Raw genomic sequence first — 20,995 nt, 5'->3', positions numbered from 1 at the left:
GCGCCAGGGAGCGCATTTGCGCTGCACCGTGTCGGGAGCCTGAATACCCATGATCCGAATTTTTGCCTCGTTGTTCGCCCTGGCCTGCCTGGGGCTGGCTCTTGTGGCAGGTACCCACTACGAGGGCCACTGGATCGTCTACGCGGTGTTCACGCTGACAGCAAACGCGCTGCTATTCATCGGGTTTCGTCGCCAGGCCATCTATTTCGACACCTTCATCGGCATCTTCCTGTGGCTGGGCTTTTGGCTGAAGCTGTCGCTGCGCGTGGCTTTCACCGCGGGTCAGTTTCATGAATCGGTCGGCGCCTTTGACGGTTCGGGCGCCGCATTTGATCATGCCCTGACGGTGGCCTCGTGGGGTTTTGGTGGTCTGCTGTTGGCCAGCTTCGTCAGGCAGCGGTTCTTTCATTACCCCGCGACACCACTTTCATGCACTGGTCAGGGGCTGTTCGAACTCTACCGGACCTACCGAAAGACTTGCATTGCGCTGTTCGTGGTACTGGTGCTCGGCGTTGGTGTCAGCAACATCGTGCTGGGCATCTACCAGAGGGGTATGGTGACGCAAACGGTGCTGCCGTTTGGTTTAAACGGCATCTACAAGTGGTTGCTGCAATTCGGCTTGTCCTCGATGGCGGCGCTGATCATCCGGTTTGAGATTGAACTTCAGCGAAACGTGTCCATGGTGGCGATCTTCCCGCCTTTGATGGAGTGCTTTACGTCCAATGTCTCTCTGCTCAGCCGCGGCATGGTCCTCAATTCCGCCGCCCTAGGGCTCGGCGGCCTGCGCACCGTGCTGGGCATGAACCTGCGCCTGCCGCTGCGCACCGTGGCCGTGGCGTCGATCACATTCGCGGCCTTGTTTGCGGCGTCCGTGCTCAGCGTCAACTACCTGCGCGCCAGCAGCGTGTTGGGGGAAATTTACGAGCTTCCCACGGCGAAGTCCTCAACGCCCACGCTCGCCTACGACACCAAGGACTTTGCCGAAAGCGCGAAGAAGATGACAGGGCCTCTGTTCATTGATCGGTGGGTTGGCATTGAGGGCGTGATGGCCGTGTCCTCTTCCCAGCGACTGGGCTGGTCCCTATGGAAGGAAGCATGGCAAGAAAAATTTCAAGAGGGCCAGCTCAGTCTCTTCGACCGCTACTTCATCGATTCACCCTATAACGAGCCGGCGATCGACAAGACCAAGCACCATTTCGTATCCCTTCCCGGCGTCATCGCGTTCTTTTACTACCCCGGCTCGATGGCCTTCTTGTTCGCCGGGCTTTTTCTGCTCGGACTGGTGGCTGCGCTGTTCGAGTTCCTGTCGTATCGGTTGGCTGGTCAAAACTGGGTGCTGTGCTCCTTGCTGGCCCAGGTCGTGGCCTTTCGGTACGCGAGTTTTGGCTATGTTCCAAGTCAATCCCACCTGCTCTTTGGCACGGTATTGCTGAACGTGCTGCTTATTGCCGTGGCGGACTGGATGGCGCGGCGTTGGATGCAACCGCCTCACGTCTCTCGCTAACCAATCAACACGATGGAGTCTGCTGGTAAACCCACCGCTGGCAACGCACCGCGACGTGCGCTGCTCATCTTTCCGATGGCCGCCTTGCTGAATTCGTTTTCGATGACGGCACTGCTCCTGGTGTTCGGCGTCGCCGGCCACTCGGAGATCGCTGCCAACATCGGCCTTGTCCAAGGCGCCACGCTTGCGCTCTTCTATGCGTTTTCCGCCAACGCGCGCAACCTGATTCTTGCCGATGGTTCCGGGTCGGCAGCGGCGCGCCTGCTAAGAACGCGTCTGTGGCTGCTTGTGCCTCTGTCCGCCACAGCCTATGTGCTCAGCGTTGGGGTCGGCGATGCAAGCGCTGCACTGGCCGTCGTGCTCATCCTTCGGCGGGCATCGGAGTGGTTCGGCGAGATCGGCCTGGCACGCCACGAGCAGAAGCATCGGTTCGCCATCCCCGGCCAAACCATCATGGCGGAGTCCGGCGCGTTCATGCTGTGCCTGCTGCCACTCGTTCTTGACTGGAGCCTCGCGCTCTGCGCATTGCCTTGGGCCCTTGCTCCGCTCCTCGCGACACGCCAGGCGCAGCTCTCCCTCAGCAAAGACGGGGAGCGCTTCTCGCTGAAGACTCTGCTGCCCCACTTTGGCTCCACGGCCATCATCGGCACCAGCGTCTATGTCTTTCGTATCTCGATCGTGTTGCTCGCCGGCAAGGCGGCGGCGGGCGACCTCTTCACCGCCTTCGCCATCGGTGGCCTGATTCCAACCATCTACGGGCAGGCCTTGGCACCCACCCTGGCCCATCGCTATGGCAGCAACAAGCTGCCCAAGTGGCTGCTGCTGGTTCCGACCACCATGCTGCTGGCGGGCCTGGGTTTGAGCGCAGTCGCGTGGATGCAACCGGCGTGGTTGAACGGCATGGGCCGTGCGCCCCTGTTCTGGATCACCGTGGGCCTATCGATCGCGGGTGGGGCACTCATGAGCGTGGCAGCGGCCATTCGGACCCGCCTCATCCAGCAAGCTGGCGGCGATGACGTCTTCGGCCCCGACCTGCTGGCCAATGTGCTGATCGCCACTTGCGTCCCGTTCCTCTTCTACGTCCTGGGACCCGGTGCGCTCGCGGGCTTGTATGGATTGAGCGGATGCCTCAGCCTGGCGTTCCTTGCTGGCGTGGGCTTGCGGCAGCGAAGCGCCTCCTTGACGCAATCGCGCATCGTCCCATGGTGTATTGCGTTCCTGCTGCTCGTCCCCGTCTTCGTTCAGATCAAAGGCGGCTTGTTCCGGGACCCGGCGTTCGTGTTCGATGCCGGCGGAAGCATCCTCAAACTGCCGCTGCCCTTGTCGATCCTGGCCCTGTTTTCGGGTATCGCGCTGCTGGGCAAGTACACCGCCGCACGCACCAGCATGGCCGTGCTGTTCTTTACGGCACTGCTTTTCGTGACCACCTCACTCACGGTCGCGCAAGGCAATCCCGCGCAACAGGGGGCCAAGCTGATTCTGCTGGCCCAGTTTCTCCTGCCGATGTTTGGCCTGGTCCTCGGTCAGATGTTTGGCGCCTGTACACCGGCCACCGTGTTTGAACGCACCGCGCTGTGGGTGTTGCTGCTGATCCTCCCCGCCCAACTGCTTGCCACCTGGCTTCAGGGCTACACGCTGCTGCACCCGAAGGTGTTTTTCTTCAGCATTTACCAGCACCTCCAGTACGTCCCCATGGTCATCGTCGCGCTGTTGATGATGACAAGCCAGTCTTTGTGGGGTGCCAGCCTCAAGTACCGCGTCGGGTTGGCGATCTTGCTGCCCGTAGCGATGGTCTATGTCGTGGCTTCACTTTCCTGGGGCGCGGTGCTAGGCACCGCGGTTTGCCTGTTGTGTTTTGCGTTAACGCACCTACGGCGGGTTCGCATCGACCGCCGCGCTGGCGTAGCCATGGGCCTTGCCGCAGTGGTCGCAGTGGCTTACATCGCTTTGTCCGAAACGGGCGTGCTGTCGCGGTCGTTGAGCGACGAAAACGGGCCTCGGGATACCCTGCAATGGCACAACAAGTTGGCGCCGTACCTTGAAAGAGCGGAGACGACATCGCCCGCGGCTGGCGCGACCCGCATGACGCACTGGCGTTTCTATGCGGCGGGCATCGTTGAAACACCGAGGGCGTTTCTGCTGGGGCATGCGACGCCGCCCGACCGTGTGCTACACCCGAGCGCGCACAACTACTGGCTCGACGCGCTGTACAACTTCGGCTTCATCGCCATGTTGCCCTTGATTGTGCTGCTGCTCGGGACACTCGGCTGGTTATGGCGACAACGGAGCGCGGTGTGGGACTCCCCCGTGCTGCTGGGCACCGCGATGGCGGCTCTTTACCTTTTGCTTTTCGAGAACATGCTAAAGGTTGGCATGCGCCAGCCGTATCCCGGCATCATCACGTTCTTTATTTGGGGCTTGCTGATCTCGCGCCTGAAACACCCTGTTGTGGACCCAAAGAAGCCAATGGCGACACAGGCATGAGGTTGCTTATCTTCAGCCAGTACGCTTGGCCCGAGGTGTTTGGCATCAATGCGCTGGCGCAGTCGCTGGCCCAACGGGGTGTGAAGGTGACCGTCTTGACGGGCCAGCCCAACTACCCCGAGGGCCGCGTCTTCGCGGGCTATCGGGCCACCCGGCTGACACGCGAAAAGTGGGGTGATGTCGAGATACTGCGCGTGCCGCTGGCGCCACGCGGAAGAGGCGCCGCGCGTCTGGCCCTGAACTACCTGTCATTCATTCTCTCGGCCGGCCTGTTGGGCCCCTGGGCCTTGCGTGGCCGGTCGTTCGACGCGGTGCTGGTGTATGCGCCCTCGCCGCTGCTGCAGGCCCTGCCGGCCATAGCCATCGCCTGGCTGAAGCGGGCGCCACTGGCGGTGTGGGTGCAGGATCTCTGGCCCGAAAGCCTGTCCGCCACGGGCTTCATTCGCAATCAGCGCGTGCTGTCGGCCATACGCCAGGTCGTGCGCTTCATTTACCGGCACACCGACAGCATCCTCATCCCCTCGGAAGCATTCCGCGAACCGATCGCTGCCATCGCGCCAGAGCCTGCACGCATCCACTACTACCCGAACGCCTGGACCGGGGAAGGCCTCGAGGCCCAGGCCAGCGAAGCGGCGCGCCAGCTGGCCAGCGAAATGGCCCAGGGCTTCTCCATCGCCTTCGCCGGCAACCTGGGCACCGCGCAGGCGCTGGATACCGTCGTGGACGCGGCACGCCGGCTGCAGGCCGCCGGCTCCCCGGTGCGCCTCTACCTGATCGGCAGCGGCAGCCTGTCCGATTGGCTGGCGCAACAGATGCATGAACACGGCCTGCGCAACCTGGTGCTGCCGGGGCGCTTCGCGCCAGCCGACATGCCCATCCTGTTGGCGGCCGCCTCGGCGGTGCTGTTGACTCTGCGCGACGAACCCATCTTCGCGTACACCGTGCCGAGCAAGCTGCAGGCCTACCTGGCTGCGGGCCGCCCCATCATCGCGGCCATCAACGGCGAAGGTGCGCGTCTGGTGCGCGAGGCCGATGCCGGTCTTGACTGCCCGGCCGGCGACGCCGCGGCACTGGCCGAGGCCGTGCAGACCATGCACGCGCTGGATGACAGGCGCCGTGCGGCAATGGGAGACAATGCCAGCCGTTACGCGGCCGCGCATTTCAGCCTGCCGACACTCACGGACAAGCTGATCGAGCACCTGAAACAACTGACCATGCAACACACCGCCCCCCCGCAGGAGACCTCCCGGTGAACGTACTGATCCTGGGCGGCACGGGCATGCTCGGCCATGCCATGTTCCACCTGCTGTCACAGACCCCCGGCCTGCAAACCTGGGCCACCGTGCGCTCGAGCGGGGCTCGGCGGCACTTTCCGCCCGCGCTGGCCGATCGCCTGGTCAGTGGAGTGGACGTGGAGAACGCCGACACGCTGAGCCAGATTTTCGCGCGCGTGCGTCCGGACGTGGTCATCAATTGCATCGGCCTCATCAAGCAATTGGCGGCGGCCAATGATCCGCTGGCCGCGCTGCCCATCAACGCTCTGCTGCCGCACCGGCTCGCCCGCCTGTGCGACGTCGCCAAGGCTCGGCTGATCCACGTCAGCACCGACTGCGTCTTCTCCGGCCAGCGCGGCCACTATGTGGAGACCGACACGGCCGACGCTACCGATCTGTACGGGCGCTCGAAGCATCTGGGCGAGGTCGACTACCCCCACACCATCACTTTGCGCACCTCCATCATTGGCGAGGAGCTGGAGGGTGGTGCCAACGGGCTGGTCGGCTGGTTCCTGTCCCAGTCGGGCAGCGTCAAGGGCTTCACCCGGGCCATCTTTTCGGGCCTGCCCACCGTGGAGCTTGCACGCGTCGTGCGCGACCACGTGCTGCCGCGCCCCGACCTGCACGGGCTCTACCACGTGGCCACGCGGGCCATCGCCAAGGCCGACCTTCTGGCGCTCGTAGCGTCCGCCTATGGCCGCCAGATCGAGATCGTGCCCGACGCCTCGCTGGTGATCGACCGCTCACTCGACGCGTCGAAGTTCCAGATGGCCACCGGCTACGTTGCACCCGACTGGCCGGCGTTGATCGCCGGCATGCGCCAATTCCACTCTCATACCTGATTCGACATGTTCTCCAATGGCGTCCTGATGATCACCGGTGGCACCGGTTCCTTTGGCAACGCGGTGCTGCAACGATTCCTCGACACCGATGTGCGCGAGATCCGCATCTTCAGCCGCGATGAGAAGAAGCAGGAAGACATGCGCATCGCGCTGTCGCACCCCAAGCTGAAGTTCTATATCGGCGACGTGCGCGACTACGACAGCGTGCACCAGGCCATGCATGGCGTGGACTTCGTCTTCCACGCGGCCGCGCTGAAGCAGGTGCCGTCCTGCGAGTTCTATCCCATGGAAGCGGTGCGCACCAACGTGCTGGGTGCCGAGAACGTCATGAACGCCGCCATCGCGGCCGGGGTACGCCGCGTCGTCGTGCTGAGCACCGACAAGGCCGTGTACCCCATCAACGCCATGGGCATCTCCAAGGCCATGATGGAAAAACTGATGGTGGCCAAGTCGCGCATGCGCGGCCCCGACGAAACCGTGCTCTGCGCCACGCGCTACGGCAACGTCATGGCCTCGCGCGGGTCGGTGATTCCCCTGTTCATCGACCAAATCAAGGCCGGCCAAGACCTCACCGTCACCGATCCCGCCATGACGCGCTTCCTGATGTCGCTGGAGGATTCTGTCGACCTGGTGCTGCACGCGTTCCAGCACGGCAGCCAAGGCGACATCTTTGTTCAGAAGGCCCCAGCGTCCACGGTGGGCGACCTGGCCCAGGCGCTGCTCGAACTGTTCAAGAGCCCGGCGGCTGTGCGAATCATCGGCACCCGTCACGGCGAAAAACTCTATGAGTCGCTGCTGTCGCGCGAGGAAATGGGCAAGGCGCAAGACATGGGTCGCTACTACCGCGTTCCCTCGGACGACCGCGATCTCAACTACAACAAGTACTTCGTCGAGGGCGAAACCCGTGTGTCCGCACTGGAAGACTACACCTCGCACAACGCGGAGCGGCTCGATATCCCCGGCGTCAAACAACTGCTGATGAAGCTGAACTACATCCAGGAGCGGCTGCGTGCTTAAGGTCATGACCATCGTGGGCACGCGCCCCGAGCTGATCAAGATGTCGCGCGTCATCGCCGCTTTTGACGCGCACACCCGGCATGTGCTGGTGCACACCGGACAGAACTTCGACTACGAGCTCAACCAGGTCTTCTTCGACGACCTCGGCATTCGCAAGCCGGACCACTTCCTCGACGCCGCTGGCGAGAACGCCGCCCAGACCATCGCCCGAGTGATCGAGCGCGCAGATGCCGTCATGGCGCAGGAACAGCCCGATGCCGTGCTGCTGTATGGCGACACCAATTCCTGCCTCTCGGTGATCTCGGCCAAGCGGCGAAAAATCCCCGTGTTCCACATGGAAGCGGGCAACCGCTGCTTTGATCAGCGCGTGCCCGAAGAGTTGAACCGCAAGGTTCTGGACCACCTGAGCGACATCAACCTGGTCCTGACCGAGCACGCGCGCCGCTACCTGATCGCCGAGGGCATCCGGCCGGAAACCATCATCAAGACGGGCTCCCACATGCGCGAGGTGCTGGACCACTACCGCGACGGCATCGAACGATCCACCGTGCTCGAGCGCTTGAACCTGGAAGCCGGCCAGTACTTCATTGTCAGCACCCACCGCGAGGAAAACGTCGACAGCGAGGCCAATCTGGATGACCTGCTTGACACACTGAACGGCATTGCCGACAGCTTCGGCCTGCCAGTGGTGGTGTCGGTGCACCCCCGAACGCGCAAACGTCTGGATGCGATGGGCACGCGCCAACACCATCCGAAAATCCAATTCCTCAAACCCTTCGGTTTCAACGACTACATCCACCTGCAGACGCGAGCACGCTGCACCATCTCTGACAGCGGCACCATCACCGAAGAGAGCGCTCTGCTGGGCTTTCCGGCCATCACCATCCGCAACGCGCACGAGCGCCCCGAGGGCATGGACGCCGGCGTGTTGATCATGTCCGGGCTCAAGCGCGAGCGCGTCCTGGACGCCATCCGGGTCGTGACCAGCGACCCCGCCGGACCAGCGCGCCCGGTCAGCGACTACGAAACGCCGGCCGTGTCCACCCAGGTGCTGCGGGTCGTGCTCAGCTACGTGGACTACGTGAACCGAACCGTTTGGTCCAAGCCCGCGCTCCCATGAACACCGCCCCGGGTGACATTCTGCTGACTGGAGCGACCGGATTTGTTGGACAGGCGCTGGACGCACGACTGCGGCGCGATGGCCATCGGGTGCTGGGTACAGCGCGTCGATCTGGCCAGCTCGCGTCGGGCACGCCCATCGCAGCCATGGAGTTGACCCCCGACCAGGACTGGTCCGGCTGCCTGGTCCACAAGCGCGCCGTCGTTCATTTGGCTGCGCGCGTGCATGTGATGGACGAACAGGCCGCCGATCCTTTGGCGGCCTTTCGCCTGGCCAACACCGCCGGCACCCTGAACTTGGCCCGCCAAGCGGCGGCCGTCGGCGTACGGCGCTTCGTCTTTGTCAGCAGCATCAAAGTCAATGGTGAACAGACGCCCCCGGGAGGCGCCTTCCGATTCGACGATGTGCCGGCCCCGCTCGATCCTTACGGCGTATCCAAGCGCGAGGCAGAAGACGGCTTGCGCGAACTGGGTGCCTCCAGCGGCATGGAAATCGTGATAGTCCGACCACCCCTGGTGTATGGCCCTGGCGTAAAGGCCAATTTCGCGGCCCTCATGCGCGCTGTGCGAAGCGGCTGGCCGCTGCCGCTGGGCGACGTGACGGCGAACCGCCGAAGCTTGGTCGCGCTGGACAATCTGGTGGACCTGCTGGCGCATTGCATCCACCATCCCGCAGCGGCCGGCCAGACCTTCCTGGCCAGCGATGGCGAGGATCTGTCCACGGCCGAGCTGCTCAAGCGCATGGGCCAGGCCCTGGGTCGCCCCGCACGCCTGCTGCCGGTGCCGGTCTCGCTGCTGGGAATCGGCGCAGCGCTCGTGGGCCGACGCGCCGTGGCCCAGCGGCTGCTGGGCAGCCTGCAGGTCGACATCGCGCACACCCGCAACACCCTGGGGTGGGCGCCTCCCGTATCGGTAGACGAGGGCCTTCGCCGCGCCGCAATGGGGCTGCCAACATGAGCAAGCGATTGTTCGACCTTGCGCTGGGCGTACCGGCGGCGCTGCTGCTGCTGCTGCCCGTCGCGTTCATCGCGCTCGCGGTGCGCCTCACCTCCCCCGGCCCCGCGCTCTACTGGAGCGACCGCGTGGGCCGACGCAACCGCCTCTTTCGCATGCCCAAGTTCCGCAGCATGCGCACCGACACCCCTGCGGTGGCCACCCATCTGCTCGACGACCCGGCGCGCTGGCTGACGCCCATCGGCCCCTTCCTGCGCAAGACCAGCCTGGACGAGCTGCCGCAACTCTGGAGCATCCTCAAGGGCGACATGAGCTTTGTCGGCCCGCGGCCAGCGCTGTTCAACCAGGACGACCTGATTGCCTTGCGCACCGAAGCGGGCGTGCACGAACTCGTTCCCGGGCTCACCGGGTGGGCGCAAATCAATGGCCGCGACGAGCTGCCCATTCCACAGAAGGTCGCCCTGGATATCGAGTATCTTCGGCGCCGGAGCTTGGTCTTCGATCTGCGCATCCTCTGGCTCACGGCCGTGAAGGTGCTGCGGCGCGAGGGCGTGCAGCACTGACCCATCGGACACCCAGGGAGACAAGGTCGAATGAGCCAGCCGATGCCGCTCGTCATCGTTGGAGCCGGCGGCCATGGCCGCAGCGTACTCGAGCTCGTGCGCCTGGACGGCCGCTACGACGTCCAGGCCTTCCTCGATGACCAACAGCCCGCCGGCACGGACGTGATGGGCGTACCCGTCTGGGGCCCGACGGCCCTGCTCGAGCAATTGCCCGCCCGCGGCGTCCCCTCGGTGCATGTGGCCATCGGCCACAACCGCACCCGCCAGACGCTCTGCGCGTGCGCGCGCGCGGCCGGGCTCGAACTGGCCACGCTCGTGCACCCCCGCGCCTTCGCCTCGCCCAGCGCCGTGTTGGGCGCCGGAACGGCGCTCATGGCCTGCGCCGTGCTCGGCACGCAGGCCCGGCTGGGCGACGGCGCCATCGTGAACGTCGGCGCCGTGGTCGACCACCACGCGCAGGTCGCGAATTTCGGCCACCTCGGCGCCAATGCCACCATGGCCGGCGGCAGCACCATCGGCGAGCGGGCCTGGCTGCAAGCCGGCGCCGCCCTCGGCTATGGGGTGCACCTGCCCGACGACACCATCGTCGCCCCGGGCGAGGGCCGTTCATGAACGACGTGCAACCCCGATCGAGCGGCCACGCCGACGAGGGCCTGGCCGGCGCCTTGCTGCACATGCCGCGGATGCTGAAGCGGGCGTTCGCGGTGGCCGTCGACGTGGCCTTGTGCGTGCTCGCCGTCTGGGTCGCCCTGTACCTGCGGCTGGAGGTCTGGCTGCGCCTGGAGATGCCTTACCTCTGGGCCGTGATCGGCTCGGTGCCAATGGCCATCCCCCTCTTCGCCCGCTTCGGCCTGTACCGCGCCATCTTCCGCTACGCCGGCTGGAACGCCATGCTCAGCCTGGGCCAGGCCATGGCGCTCTATGGCCTGTTCTACGCCACGGTCTTCACCGCCATCGGCGTGCCCGGCGTGCCGCGCTCGGTGGGCGTGATCCAGCCCCTGCTGCTGTTCATCTTCATCGGCCTCAGCCGCCTGTTCGTTCGCGTCTGGCTGGGCGGCCTGTACCGCAAGGTGCTGATGCGCAAGGAGCTGCCCGGCGTGCTGATCTACGGTGCCGGCACCGCCGGCCGACAGCTGGCCGCCGCGCTGGCGCGCAGCCCCGAGCACCGGCTGCTCGGCTTCATCGACGACGACCCGGCCCTGCAGGGCAACAGCCTGGACGGACGCAATGTCTACCGGCCGGACAAGCTGCGCGAACTGGTGACCACCATCGGCGCCACCGACGTGCTGCTGGCCCTGCCCTCGGCCTCGCAGAAGCGCCGGCGCGAGATCCTCGAATCGCTGCGACCCCTGCCCTTGCACGTGCGCACCCTGCCCGGCATGTCCGACCTCGCCTCGGGCCGCGTCAACCTCAGCGACCTGCGCGAGCTCGACATCGAGGACCTGCTGGGTCGCGAGCCCGTGACGCCCGACCCCGCCCTGCTGGACAAGCTGATCCGCGATCAGGTGGTCGCCGTCACGGGCGCGGGCGGCAGCATCGGCAGCGAGTTGTGCCGCCAGATCGCCTCGCTGCGGCCTCGCACCCTGCTGCTCATCGAACAGAGCGAATACGCCCTGTACGCCATCCACCAGGAACTCATGCAGCGGGTGGACACCGACGCCATGGAGGTCGTTCCGCTGCTGGCTTCCGTCCAGGACGAGGACCGCATGGGCCAGATCCTCAAGGCCTGGCAGCCGCACACGCTCTACCACGCCGCCGCCTACAAGCACGTGCCGCTGGTGGAGCACAACGCGGTGCAGGGCCTGCGCAACAACGTCTGGGGCACCTGGGTCACGGCCCAGGCCGCGCTGGAGGCCGGCGTGCGCCACATGGTGCTCATCAGCACCGACAAGGCCGTGCGCCCCACCAACATCATGGGCGCCAGCAAGCGCCTGGCCGAGCTGGTGCTGCAGGCCTTGGCCGAGCGGCACGCCGCCCGCACCGTGTTCAGCATGGTGCGCTTCGGCAATGTGCTGGGCTCCAGCGGGTCGGTGGTGCCGCTGTTTCGCGGGCAGATCGCCGCCGGCGGGCCCGTCACGGTCACGCACCCCGACATCACGCGCTTCTTCATGACCATCCCCGAGGCGGCGCAGCTCGTCATCCAGGCCGGCGCCATGGCCGAGGGCGGCGACGTCTTCGTGCTCGACATGGGCGAGCCGGTGCGCATCGTCGACCTCGCCCACCGCATGGTCGAACTCTCCGGCCTGCAAGTGAAAAACGAGCAGCAGCCCTGGGGCCAGATCGAGATCCAGATCACCGGCCTGCGGCCCGGTGAGAAGCTCTACGAGGAACTGTTGATCGGCGACAACCCGCTGCCCACGCAACACCCGCGCATCCTGCGCGCCCAGGAAGCGCTGCTCCCCCCCGACACGCTGCTGGGCCTGCTGGAAGCCCTGGACACCGCCATGCGGTCCAACGACGTCAACGCCATTCGCGCGTTGCTGCAGCAGGCGGTGCAGGGCTACCAGCCGGCGGGCGAGGTAGTGGATTGGCTGCACACCGATCCACAGGCCCCGCTCGCACCCACCGGGTCGGCCTGAACAAAAAAAAGCCACCTTTCGGTGGCTTTGCCAAGTCCTCGAGAGGACGTCGTTGGGAGACCTGATCAATCCGGTGTCTCGGGCCTGGTCAGATATGCGGCACGCACATACATCGGCTCTGAACGGGTGTCGTGACAGCAACTGCCGAATTCTCACGGGTCTCCCACGCCGATGGCATCCCCAATTTGGGGGAAGCAGGCGGCGTCACCCTGGAACCGAACGGCCGTTCAGGCCGGCAGCGTGACCACAAACCGTGCCCCGCCGCCCGGCCGGTCCTCGCAGCGCACCGCGCCCCCATGGCGTTCGACGATCGTTCGCACCAGCGCGAGGCCCAAGCCGACGCCGCCTTCGCGCTCGCTGGCGCCCGGCAGACGGTAGAAGGGCTCGAAGATGCGCTCGCGCAGCTCGGGCGGCACGCCCGGCCCGTGGTCGTCCACCGTCAGCACCGCCGTGCGCGATCGGCCACTCTCGCGCACGCTCAGGCCCAGCCGCACCTCGGCATCGGCCTTGCCCGCACCGCGGCCGTAGCGGCGCGCGTTCTCCAGCAGATTGCGCAGCACGCGGCGCAGCAGCTTGGCGTGGCCATGCACCACCACCCCGCCCGCGGCCGGCGCGGCCTCGAGTTCGGCCCCGGCGCGCGCGCACTCCTCGGCGGCCAGGCCCAGCAGGTCCACCTCTTCCTCCGGGCCCAGCGCGGCCGGGTCGGAGGGATCGCTCAGGTCGAGCCGGCTCGCCAGCAGGATCTCATCGATGAGCTGGTCCAGCTCGTCGATGCTGCGCGCGATCTCGGCGCGCTGGGCCTGCTGGCTGGGGTCGCTACCGATCAGCGCCAGCCCCATGCGGATGCGCGCCAACGGCGAGCGCAGCTCGTGCGAGGCATTGGCCAGCAGGCGTTTGTGCGACTGCAGCAGCGTCTGCACACGCTCGGCCGCCACGTTGAAGCGCTTGGCCAGGAAAGCCACCTCGTCCTGCCCATTCACCGACAGGCGCGTGGACAGGTCGCCCGCACCCCAGCGCTCCACGCCCTTCTGCAAAGTCTCCAGGCGCTTGGTGAGGCGGCGCACGATGGGATAGGCCCCCAGCGCCACCGCCAGGGCCACCAGGCCGAGCAGCCAGGCGAAGCCGGCGGGCGTGAGCAGCCAGGCCGGCGCCCGGCTGCCCGGGTTGGAGGGCGCGCCGCGGTTGGAGAACGGCAGCATCACGTAGAGCTTCTCGCCGTCCCGCATGATCACCTCGAAGCGCCAGCCCTCGCCGGGGATGCGCTCGGCCCGCGCGGGCGCATCGCCCAGCACGTCGCCCGCGGTGTTCTCCACGATGATGGTGCGCATCACGCGCGCTTCGCGCTCCTCGCGGTCACGCTCCAGGGTCTGCTGCCACAGCCAGCCCACCACCAGCGTGAGCACGGTCACGGCGGCCACCACCGCCAGCCAGATGCGCAGGTACAGGCGTTGGCCGAACAGCGACAGGCTCACCGGGCTCAGTCTTGCTGCTTGGCGAACACGTAGCCCACGCCGCGCACTGTGAGGATGCGCTTGGGGTTCTTGCTGTCCGCCTCGATGGCGCCGCGGATGCGCCCGATGTGCACGTCGATCGAGCGGTCGAAGGCCTCCAGCTCGCGGCCGCGCACGGCTTCCATGATCTGGTCGCGCGTGAGCACGCGTCCCGCTCGTTCGGCCATGGCCACGAGCAGATCGAACTGGTAGGACGTGAGCTCCGCCGGCTGGTCGGCCACGGTGACGGTGCGCGCGTCGCGGTCGATCTCCAGCGAACCGAAGCGCATGACCGGCGTGGCGCGGCTGCCGCCGTTGCCCCCGTTTTCGGCGCGGCGGCGCAGCACGGCGCGCACGCGCGCCAGCAGCTCGCGCGGCTCGAAGGGCTTGGGCAGGTAGTCGTCGGCCCCCAGCTCCAGGCCAATGACACGGTCCATCGGGTCGCCCTTGGCGGTGAGCATGAGCACCGGCACGCGCGCCTGCGCGGTGCTCAGCGAGCGGATGCGCCGGCACACCTCCAGGCCGTCGATGCCGGGCAGCATCAGATCGAGGATGACCAACTCGGGTTGCACCAGCGGCAATTGCTCCAGGCCACTTTCGCCGTCGGCGGCGTGGGCCACCGCGAAGCCCGATTGCCCCAGGTACTCCTGCACCATCTGGGCCAGCCGGGCGTCGTCCTCGATCATCAGCAGGTGGGCGGTCGTCATGCGGTTCAGTGTAGCGGTGGCTGCCGGAGCGGCCGATGCTGCACCCGCGGGATGAACCGGCCTTGCGCTGCACGTAAAGTTGGGTAAATCATGGTGCTCTCCATGTCCGCCGCCCGGTGACCATCCCCGCCCCCGCCATGCCCCTGTCCATGCCGACGACCGCCGCCGACACCCTGGACGCGCTGCTCGCGCAACGCGCCCAGATCCATCCCCGCCACCTCGCTCTGCGCTGGGACGGCGGCGATCCGCAGTGGCAGTCCCTCGATTACGCCACGCTGGCGCAGCGCGCCCGGGTGCTGGCGCAGGCCCTGCCCGTGGAGCGCGGCCTGCGCGTGGCCTGGCTGGGCTTCAACCACCCCGCACAGATCGCCCTGCTGTTCGCACTGGCCCGGCGCGGCGCCCTGCTGGTGCCGCTGAACCACCGCCTGGCGCCCGCCGAGTGGGCCGCCGTGCTGAACGACAGCGCCCCCGTGTTGCTGGTGCACGACGAGGCCTTTGCCGAACCGGCCCGCGCGCTGGCCGCCGCGCACGGCCTCGCGGCGATGCCCGTGGAGGCCCTGGAGAGCGGCGACGAGCCGCCCACCGAGCCCCCGGACGGCCACGCGCCCCATGAGGGCGGCCCGGACGACCCGGTGCTGCTGGTCTACACCTCGGGCACCACCGGCCAGCCCAAGGGGGCGGTCCACACCCAGGCCAACCTGCTCGCCAACATGGCCATCGCCGCGCAGGTGCAGGAGATCACCGAGCGGGACACGGTTCTCACCGCGCTGCCGCTGTTCCATGTGGGCGGCCTGTGCATCCAGACGCTGCCCGCGCTTTCGCGCGGCGCCACCGTGCTGCTGCACCGCCGCTTCGACCCCGGCGCCGTGTTCGACGCCCTGGCCGCCTCGCGCCCCACGCTGACGCTGCAGGTGCCCGCCACGCTGCAGGCCCTGGTGCAGCACCCGCGCTGGGCCCGGGCCGACCTGTCCTGCCTGCGCGCCCTGTGGGCGGGCTCCAGCCTGCTGCCGGCCGACCTGCTGCGGGCCTGCCACGCGCGCGGCCTGCCGGTGTGCAACGTCTACGGCAGCACCGAGACCGGCCCGTTCTCCATCGCCCTCGGCCCGGCCGAGGCCATGGACCACGTGGGCTCCTGCGGCTGGCCCGCGCCGGGCGTGGAGATCCGGCTCGTCGGCGCCGATGGGGAGCCCGTGGCGCGCGGCCGCGTGGGCGAGATCTGCGTGCGTGGCCCCAACGTGGTGGGGCTGTACTGGCCCGACATCGCCGCGCTGGACGCCGAGGGCTTCTTCCACAGCGGCGATCTGGCGCGCCAGGACCCCGACGGCAGCTACGTGGTGGTGGGCCGCGCCAAGGACATGATCATCTCGGGCGGCGAGAACATCTACCCGGCCGAGATCGAGCAGCTGCTGGCCGAGCACCCCTGGGTGGCCGAGTGCGCCGTGGTGGGCCGCCCCGATGAGCGCTGGGGCGAGGCCTGCGTGGCCGTGGTGGTGCTGCGCGAGACCGCCCCCGAGGACTGGCAGAGCGGCGTGTCCGCCGCGCTGGAGGGCCGCCTGGCGCGCTACAAGTGGCCGCGGTACTGGCACCGCGTCGACGCCTTGCCGCGCACCGCGCTGGGCAAGGTCGTCAAGCCGGCGATCCGGGCCTGGCTGGTGAGTCAGCGCTAGGGGCCGCCGCGGCAGCGGACGGCGCCGGCAGCCAGCGCGTGGCCAGCCAGATCAGCAGCAGCACCGGCAGGCCCAGCAGGGCCGTGCCGATGAAGAAGGGCGTGTAGCCGAAGTGGTCGACGAAGGCGCCCGAGTACCCCGCCACCCACTTCGGCGCCAGCAGCATCATGGAGCTGAACAGCGCGTACTGCGTGGCCGAGTAGCTCACGTTCGTGAGGCCGGAAAGGAAGGCGATGAAGGCCGCGGAGGCCACGCCCGCGCTCAGATTGTCGGCCGAGATGACCAGGATCAGCGCCGCCAGGCTCGCCGTCTGGCCGGAGAGCCAGGCGAACAGCAGGTTGCTGGCGGCCGACAGCACCGCGCCCAGCATGAGCACGCGCATCACGCCCAGGCGCATGGACAGCGCGCCGCCGATGAAGGCGCCCAGCAGGGTCATGATGACGCCGTAGACCTTGCTCACCGCGGCCACCTGGTCCTTGGTGTAGCCCATGTCCACGTAGAAGGGGTTGGCCATGATGCCCATCACCACGTCGCTGATGCGGTAGACGCCGATCAGCGCCAGCACCAGCACCGCGTGCTTGCCGTAGCGGCGCAGAAAGTCGGCGAAGGGCTCGATCAGGGCGGTGCGCAGCCACTCGCGGAAGTCGCGCGCGGGCGGCAGCTCCACGCGCACGGGTTCGCGCGAGAACAGCACGGTGAGCACGCCCACGGCCATGCTGGCGGCCATCGCCAGGTAGGCCGTGGACCAGGCGCCTTGCTGGTAGCCACCGCCCGCGGTTTCGGCGCGCGCGGCCAGCCACAGCACGCCGGCGCCGGCCCAGATCATGGCCAGGCGGTAGCCCGTCTGGTAGGTGGCGGCCAGCGCGCCCTGGCGCTGGGTGTCGGCCGATTCGATGCGAAAGGCGTCCAGCGCGATGTCCTGCGTGGCCGAGGCGAAGGCCACCGCCAGGGCGCACCAGACCACGGCGTCCAGCCCGGCGCGCGGGTCGACCAGCGCCATGCCCACCAGCCCCGCCACGATGGCCAGTTGCGACAGCAGCAGCCAGCTGCGGCGCCGCCCCAACGCGCGCGTCAGCAGCGGGATCGGCAGCCGGTCCACCAGCGGCGCCCAGCACCACTTGAAGCCGTAGGCCAGGCCCACCCAGCTCAGGTAGCCAATGGTGGTGCGGTCGATGCCGGCCTCACGCAGGCGAAAGCTCAGCGTGCCCAGCACCAGCAGCAGCGGCAGGCCGGCCGAGAAGCCGAGCGCGAACATGCGCAGGCTGGCGGGTTCGAGGTAGACGCGCAGCGTCTGGGCCCACGACAGGCGTTGATCGGCGGCGGGCGTGGGCGGGTGGGCGTCGGTCGGCATGCGATGGATGGTGGAAGGCCGTCACGCAGGCGCGCGCGGCTTTGCCTATTATTCGCCCATGTGCTTCCTCTGCGACCTCAAGACCCGTGACCCCGCCCCGCCCCGCGCCGAAACGGTGTGGTCGGCGCGCCGCGCCTTCGTGCTCGCCGCCGGTGCGGCCGCCGCCGCGCCGGCGCTCGCGCAGGTCGACGTCGGGCAAGGCTCGGCCCTGCGCAACCTGGTGCCCGCCGAGGAGCTGGAAAACGCCGCCACCCAGCAGTACGGCCAGATGATGGCCGAGGCCAAGGCCAAGGGCGCGCTGGTGGCCGGCGGCGACCCGCAGGTCCTGCGCCTGCGCAACATGGCGCAGCGCCTCATTCCGCATTCGCCGCAGTGGAACAAGCGCGCCACGCGCTGGCAGTGGGAGGTCAACCTCATCCGCAGCGAGCAGATCAACGCCTTCTGCATGCCCGGCGGCAAGATCGCCTTCTACACCGGCATCCTCGACAAGCTCAAGCTCAGCGACGACGAGGCCGCGATGATCATGGGCCACGAGATGGCGCACGCCCTGCGCGAACACGCGCGCTCGCGCGTGGCCAAGACCAACGCCACCGGCATCGGGCTGTCCATCGCCGCGCAGCTGCTGGGGCTGGGCCAGCTCGGCGACGTGGCGGCCAACCTGGGCACGCAGCTGCTGAGCCTGAAGTACAGCCGCGACGACGAAACCGAGGCCGATCTGGTGGGCCTGGAGCTCGCGGCGCGCTCGGCCTACCAGCCGCGCGCGGCCGTCACGCTGTGGCAGAAGATGGCCGCGGCCGGCGGCGGCGCGGCGCCGGGCTTCCTGTCCACCCACCCGACAGGCCCGGAGCGCATCCGCCAGCTCGAGGCCAACGTGCCCAAGGTGCAGGGCCTGTACGAACAGGCCCGCAAGGGCTGAGGTTCAGGCCCGCTCGCCCACGAAGGGGTTGGAGCGCCGCTCCTGCCCGAAGCGGCCCTCGGGCCCGTGCCCGGGGATGAACACCGTCTCGTCCCCCATGGGCCAGAGCCGCTCGCGGATGCTGGCCAGCAGTTGCGCGTGGTTGCCGCCCGGGAAGTCCGTGCGGCCGATGCTTCCCACGAACAGCACGTCGCCCACGAAGGCGCGCTGCGCGTCCTTCGAATGGAACACCACATGCCCCGGCGTGTGGCCCGGGCAGTGGCGCACCGCGAGTTCACACCGGCCGATGCGCACCGTGTCGCCATCGTGCAGCCAGCGCGTGGGCGTGAAGGTCTCCGCCGGCGGGAAGCCGAACATCGCGCCCTGCTGCGGCAGGGCGTCGATCCAGAAGCGGTCGCCCTCGTGCGGGCCCACGATGGGCAGCGACTGGCGCCGCGCCAGCTCGGCCGTGGCGCCCGCGTGGTCGATGTGCGCGTGCGTGAGCCAGATGGCCTTGAGTGCGACGCCCAGGCGCCGCGCCTCGTCCAGCAGTGTGTCCAGGTCGCCGCCCGGGTCGATGACGGCGGCCTCCATCGTCTCGTCGCACCAGACGATGGAGCAGTTCTGGGCAAAGGCGGTGACGGGAATGGTGCGGTAGCGCAGCATCGCTCAGCGCCTCCCTCGGACGTCGACGCGCTGGTCGATGACGCCGAACAGGGCGTCGGACGGGTCCGCGCCAACCGCCTCGATGGTGACGCGGTCCCCGTGGCGCAGGTAGCGCGGCAGATCGGCCTCGGGCGCGCCGCCCAGCTGCGCCCGCACGCGGGCCTCGGTGATGCAGGCGCTGCCCGAGCGCGGGTCGGCGTTGCTGATCGTGCCGGCGCCGACGATGCTGCCCGCGCCCAGGTCGCGCGTGCGCGCCAGGTGCTCGATGATCTGCGGGAAGTTGAAGACCGTGTCCTCGTTGGCCGCGGGCTCGCCGAACCAGTCGCCGTTGAGGCGGATGCGCACCCGCAGGTCGGGCATGCCGTCCTTCCAGGCGGCGCCCAGGGCCGCGGGGGTCAGCGCAATGGGGGCGAAGCTGGTGGCCGGCTTGCTCTGGTAGAAGCCGAAACCCTTGGCCAGTTCGCTGGGAATGAGGCCCCGCAGCGAGACGTCGTTGAGCAGCACGACCAGGGCGATGCAGCCGCCCGCCTGGGCCGCCGTGGTGCCCATGGGCACGTCCGTCGTCACCACAGCGATTTCCGCCTCCAGGTCGATCTGGTGCGCCTCGTCGACCGCGACGATGGGGTCTTCGGGACCGATCATCCCGTCCGAGCCGCCCTGGTAGACCAGGGGTTCTTCCTCGTAGCGCGGCGGAATAGGCTCCTGGCGCCACTGGTAGATCAGGCGGGCGTGGTTGCGGTAGACCGAGGCGTCGGCCCACTGGAACGCGCGGGGCAGCGGGGCCATGCAGGCGGACGCCTCGAACGGCGCCGCCGCGGCCCAGCCGCTGGCGTCCAGCCCGCGCCGCTGCTGGTCCAGCGCGGCGGCCAGGGCGGCCCAGTCGTCGAGCAGGGCCTGCAGGGTGCGGGCGGGGCCCGCGGCCGGCGCCCAGCGCCGGGCGTCGGGGCTGACGAGCATGAGTTCGCCGTCGCGGGTGCCGTTCTTTCGCGTGGCCAGGCGCAGGGGGAAGTCGGTCATGGGTGGCTTGTCTTTGATCGGGGCATGCGCGCACCGCGGGCCGGCGGCCCGGGCGCGGTGGCCCTCTCAGAGCGTGAAGTCGTAGCCGATGGTGATCGGCGCGTGGTCCGAGAAGCGCTGCGCCTTGTAGATGGCCTCGGTGCGCGCGTGCGCGGCCATCGCCGGCGTGGCCAGGTGGTAGTCCAGTCGCCACCCCACGTTGTTGGCCCAGGCCTGGCCGCGGTTGCTCCACCACGTGTAGCAGGCGTCGGTGGTGTCGGGCTGCAGCTGGCGGTAGACGTCGATCAGGCCCACCTCGGCGAACAGCTGGGTCATCCAGGCCCGCTCCTCGGGCAGGAAGCCGCTGTTCTTCTGGTTGCTGCGCCAGTTCTTCAGGTCGTTCTGCGTGTGCGCGATGTTCACGTCGCCACAGAGGATGAATTCGCGCTGGGACTTGAGCGTCACCAGGTGCGGGAAGAAGGCCGCCAGGAAGCGGTACTTGGATTCCTGCCGCTCGGGGCCGGACGAGCCGCTGGGGAAGTACACGCTGATGATCGACAGCTTGCGCTTGGGCGTGTCGAAGCGCAGCTCGGTGTAGCGGCCCTCGTCGTCGAACTCGTGCGTGCCGAAGCCGGTGAGCACCGCGCTCGGCTCGTGGCGCGTGAAGACAGCCGTGCCCGCGTAGCCCTTTTTCTGCGCGAAATGGAAGTGGCCGCGCATCCCGGCCAGTTCCTCGAAGCGACCGGCCACATCGGCCGCCTGGGCCTTCACTTCCTGCATGCAAATACAATCCGGCGCACTTTTCGCCAGCCAGTCTTCGAGGCCTTTGGTGGTGGCCGAGCGGATGCCGTTGAGGTTGAGGCTGGTCAGATTGAACACAAGGAAGT

At 68.0% G+C, this 20,995-nt stretch carries 18 protein-coding genes; 12 read left to right on the top strand and 6 right to left on the bottom strand.

Annotated elements, in window-relative coordinates:
* Nucleotides 1-49 precede the first annotated feature (49 nt).
* From JNX00_RS01355 to JNX00_RS01310, 10 genes are all read left to right on the top strand, one after another.
* On the top strand, nt 50-1,504 hold the full coding sequence (locus JNX00_RS01355; protein ID WP_204743863.1) for a hypothetical protein: 1,455 nt from the start codon (nt 50-52) through the stop codon (nt 1,502-1,504).
* Between the two features lie 75 nt (nt 1,505-1,579).
* Nucleotides 1,580-3,988 (top strand): hypothetical protein, encoded by a 2,409-nt coding sequence (locus JNX00_RS01350; protein WP_204743862.1) that lies wholly within the window; start codon nt 1,580-1,582, stop codon nt 3,986-3,988.
* Nucleotides 3,916-5,241 (top strand): glycosyltransferase family 4 protein, encoded by a 1,326-nt coding sequence (locus JNX00_RS01345; protein WP_239478228.1) that lies wholly within the window; start codon nt 3,916-3,918, stop codon nt 5,239-5,241. Before JNX00_RS01350 ends, JNX00_RS01345 begins: the two co-directional genes overlap by 73 nt.
* Nucleotides 5,238-6,104 carry an SDR family oxidoreductase gene (locus JNX00_RS01340; RefSeq protein WP_070400215.1) on the top strand — a complete coding sequence of 289 codons (867 nt, stop codon included), beginning with the start codon at nt 5,238-5,240 and terminating at the stop codon, nt 6,102-6,104. Before JNX00_RS01345 ends, JNX00_RS01340 begins: the two co-directional genes overlap by 4 nt.
* A 6-nt stretch (nt 6,105-6,110) precedes the next feature.
* A complete protein-coding gene (locus JNX00_RS01335) occupies nt 6,111-7,121 on the top strand; it encodes a polysaccharide biosynthesis protein (RefSeq protein WP_070400214.1) in 1,011 nt (336 codons plus the stop codon).
* Nucleotides 7,114-8,241: a UDP-N-acetylglucosamine 2-epimerase (non-hydrolyzing) gene (gene wecB, locus JNX00_RS01330; protein ID WP_070400213.1), complete on the top strand. Its 1,128-nt coding sequence runs from the start codon at nt 7,114-7,116 to the stop codon at nt 8,239-8,241. Before JNX00_RS01335 ends, wecB begins: the two co-directional genes overlap by 8 nt.
* Complete coding sequence (locus tag JNX00_RS01325; RefSeq protein ID WP_083293270.1) at nt 8,238-9,197, top strand: SDR family oxidoreductase; 960 nt, start codon at nt 8,238-8,240, stop codon at nt 9,195-9,197. Before wecB ends, JNX00_RS01325 begins: the two co-directional genes overlap by 4 nt.
* The gene (locus JNX00_RS01320; protein WP_204743861.1) at nt 9,194-9,757 is read left to right on the top strand and encodes a sugar transferase; all 564 of its coding nucleotides are present in this window, start codon (nt 9,194-9,196) and stop codon (nt 9,755-9,757) included. Before JNX00_RS01325 ends, JNX00_RS01320 begins: the two co-directional genes overlap by 4 nt.
* Nucleotides 9,758-9,787: 30 nt before the next feature.
* Nucleotides 9,788-10,369 carry an acetyltransferase gene (locus tag JNX00_RS01315; protein ID WP_204743860.1) on the top strand — a complete coding sequence of 194 codons (582 nt, stop codon included), beginning with the start codon at nt 9,788-9,790 and terminating at the stop codon, nt 10,367-10,369.
* Nucleotides 10,366-12,336 (top strand): nucleoside-diphosphate sugar epimerase/dehydratase, encoded by a 1,971-nt coding sequence (locus JNX00_RS01310; protein WP_204743859.1) that lies wholly within the window; start codon nt 10,366-10,368, stop codon nt 12,334-12,336. Before JNX00_RS01315 ends, JNX00_RS01310 begins: the two co-directional genes overlap by 4 nt.
* Before the next feature lie 227 nt (nt 12,337-12,563).
* Here the strand turns inward: JNX00_RS01310 and JNX00_RS01305 are convergent, their stop codons facing one another.
* Nucleotides 12,564-13,808 carry an ATP-binding protein gene (locus JNX00_RS01305; protein ID WP_204743858.1) on the bottom strand — a complete coding sequence of 415 codons (1,245 nt, stop codon included), beginning with the start codon at nt 13,806-13,808 and terminating at the stop codon, nt 12,564-12,566.
* Nucleotides 13,809-13,813: 5 nt separating this feature from the next.
* Complete coding sequence (locus JNX00_RS01300) at nt 13,814-14,533, bottom strand: response regulator transcription factor (protein WP_070400207.1); 720 nt, start codon at nt 14,531-14,533, stop codon at nt 13,814-13,816.
* Nucleotides 14,534-14,670: 137 nt separating this feature from the next.
* Here JNX00_RS01300 and JNX00_RS01295 point away from each other — a divergent pair, with 137 nt between their 5' ends.
* Nucleotides 14,671-16,200, top strand: a complete 1,530-nt coding sequence (locus JNX00_RS01295) for an AMP-binding protein (protein ID WP_239478227.1) — start codon at nt 14,671-14,673, stop codon at nt 16,198-16,200.
* Here the strand turns inward: JNX00_RS01295 and JNX00_RS01290 are convergent.
* A complete protein-coding gene (locus tag JNX00_RS01290; protein WP_070400206.1) occupies nt 16,160-17,551 on the bottom strand; it encodes an MFS transporter in 1,392 nt (463 codons plus the stop codon). The genes JNX00_RS01295 and JNX00_RS01290 overlap by 41 nt on opposite strands.
* A 58-nt stretch (nt 17,552-17,609) precedes the next feature.
* Between JNX00_RS01290 and JNX00_RS01285 the strand changes: the two genes are divergently transcribed.
* Nucleotides 17,610-18,467 (top strand): M48 family metallopeptidase, encoded by an 858-nt coding sequence (locus tag JNX00_RS01285; RefSeq protein ID WP_204743857.1) that lies wholly within the window; start codon nt 17,610-17,612, stop codon nt 18,465-18,467.
* Between the two features lie 3 nt (nt 18,468-18,470).
* Here JNX00_RS01285 and JNX00_RS01280 read toward each other — a convergent pair whose 3' ends face one another.
* From JNX00_RS01280 to JNX00_RS01270, 3 genes are all read right to left on the bottom strand, one after another.
* A complete protein-coding gene (locus JNX00_RS01280) occupies nt 18,471-19,112 on the bottom strand; it encodes an MBL fold metallo-hydrolase (protein ID WP_070400205.1) in 642 nt (213 codons plus the stop codon).
* 3 nt (nt 19,113-19,115) lie between these two features.
* On the bottom strand, nt 19,116-20,129 hold the full coding sequence (locus JNX00_RS01275) for a fumarylacetoacetate hydrolase family protein (protein WP_204743856.1): 1,014 nt from the start codon (nt 20,127-20,129) through the stop codon (nt 19,116-19,118).
* Nucleotides 20,130-20,195: 66 nt separating this feature from the next.
* Nucleotides 20,196-20,987: an exodeoxyribonuclease III gene (locus tag JNX00_RS01270; protein WP_070400203.1), complete on the bottom strand. Its 792-nt coding sequence runs from the start codon at nt 20,985-20,987 to the stop codon at nt 20,196-20,198.
* Nucleotides 20,988-20,995: the final 8 nt, after the last annotated feature.

This window comes from Hydrogenophaga sp. YM1 (genome assembly GCF_016903055.1).
GTDB classification, from domain to species: domain Bacteria; phylum Pseudomonadota; class Gammaproteobacteria; order Burkholderiales; family Burkholderiaceae_C; genus Hydrogenophaga; species Hydrogenophaga borbori.
This window is presented reverse-complemented; position numbering and strand designations above follow the sequence as displayed.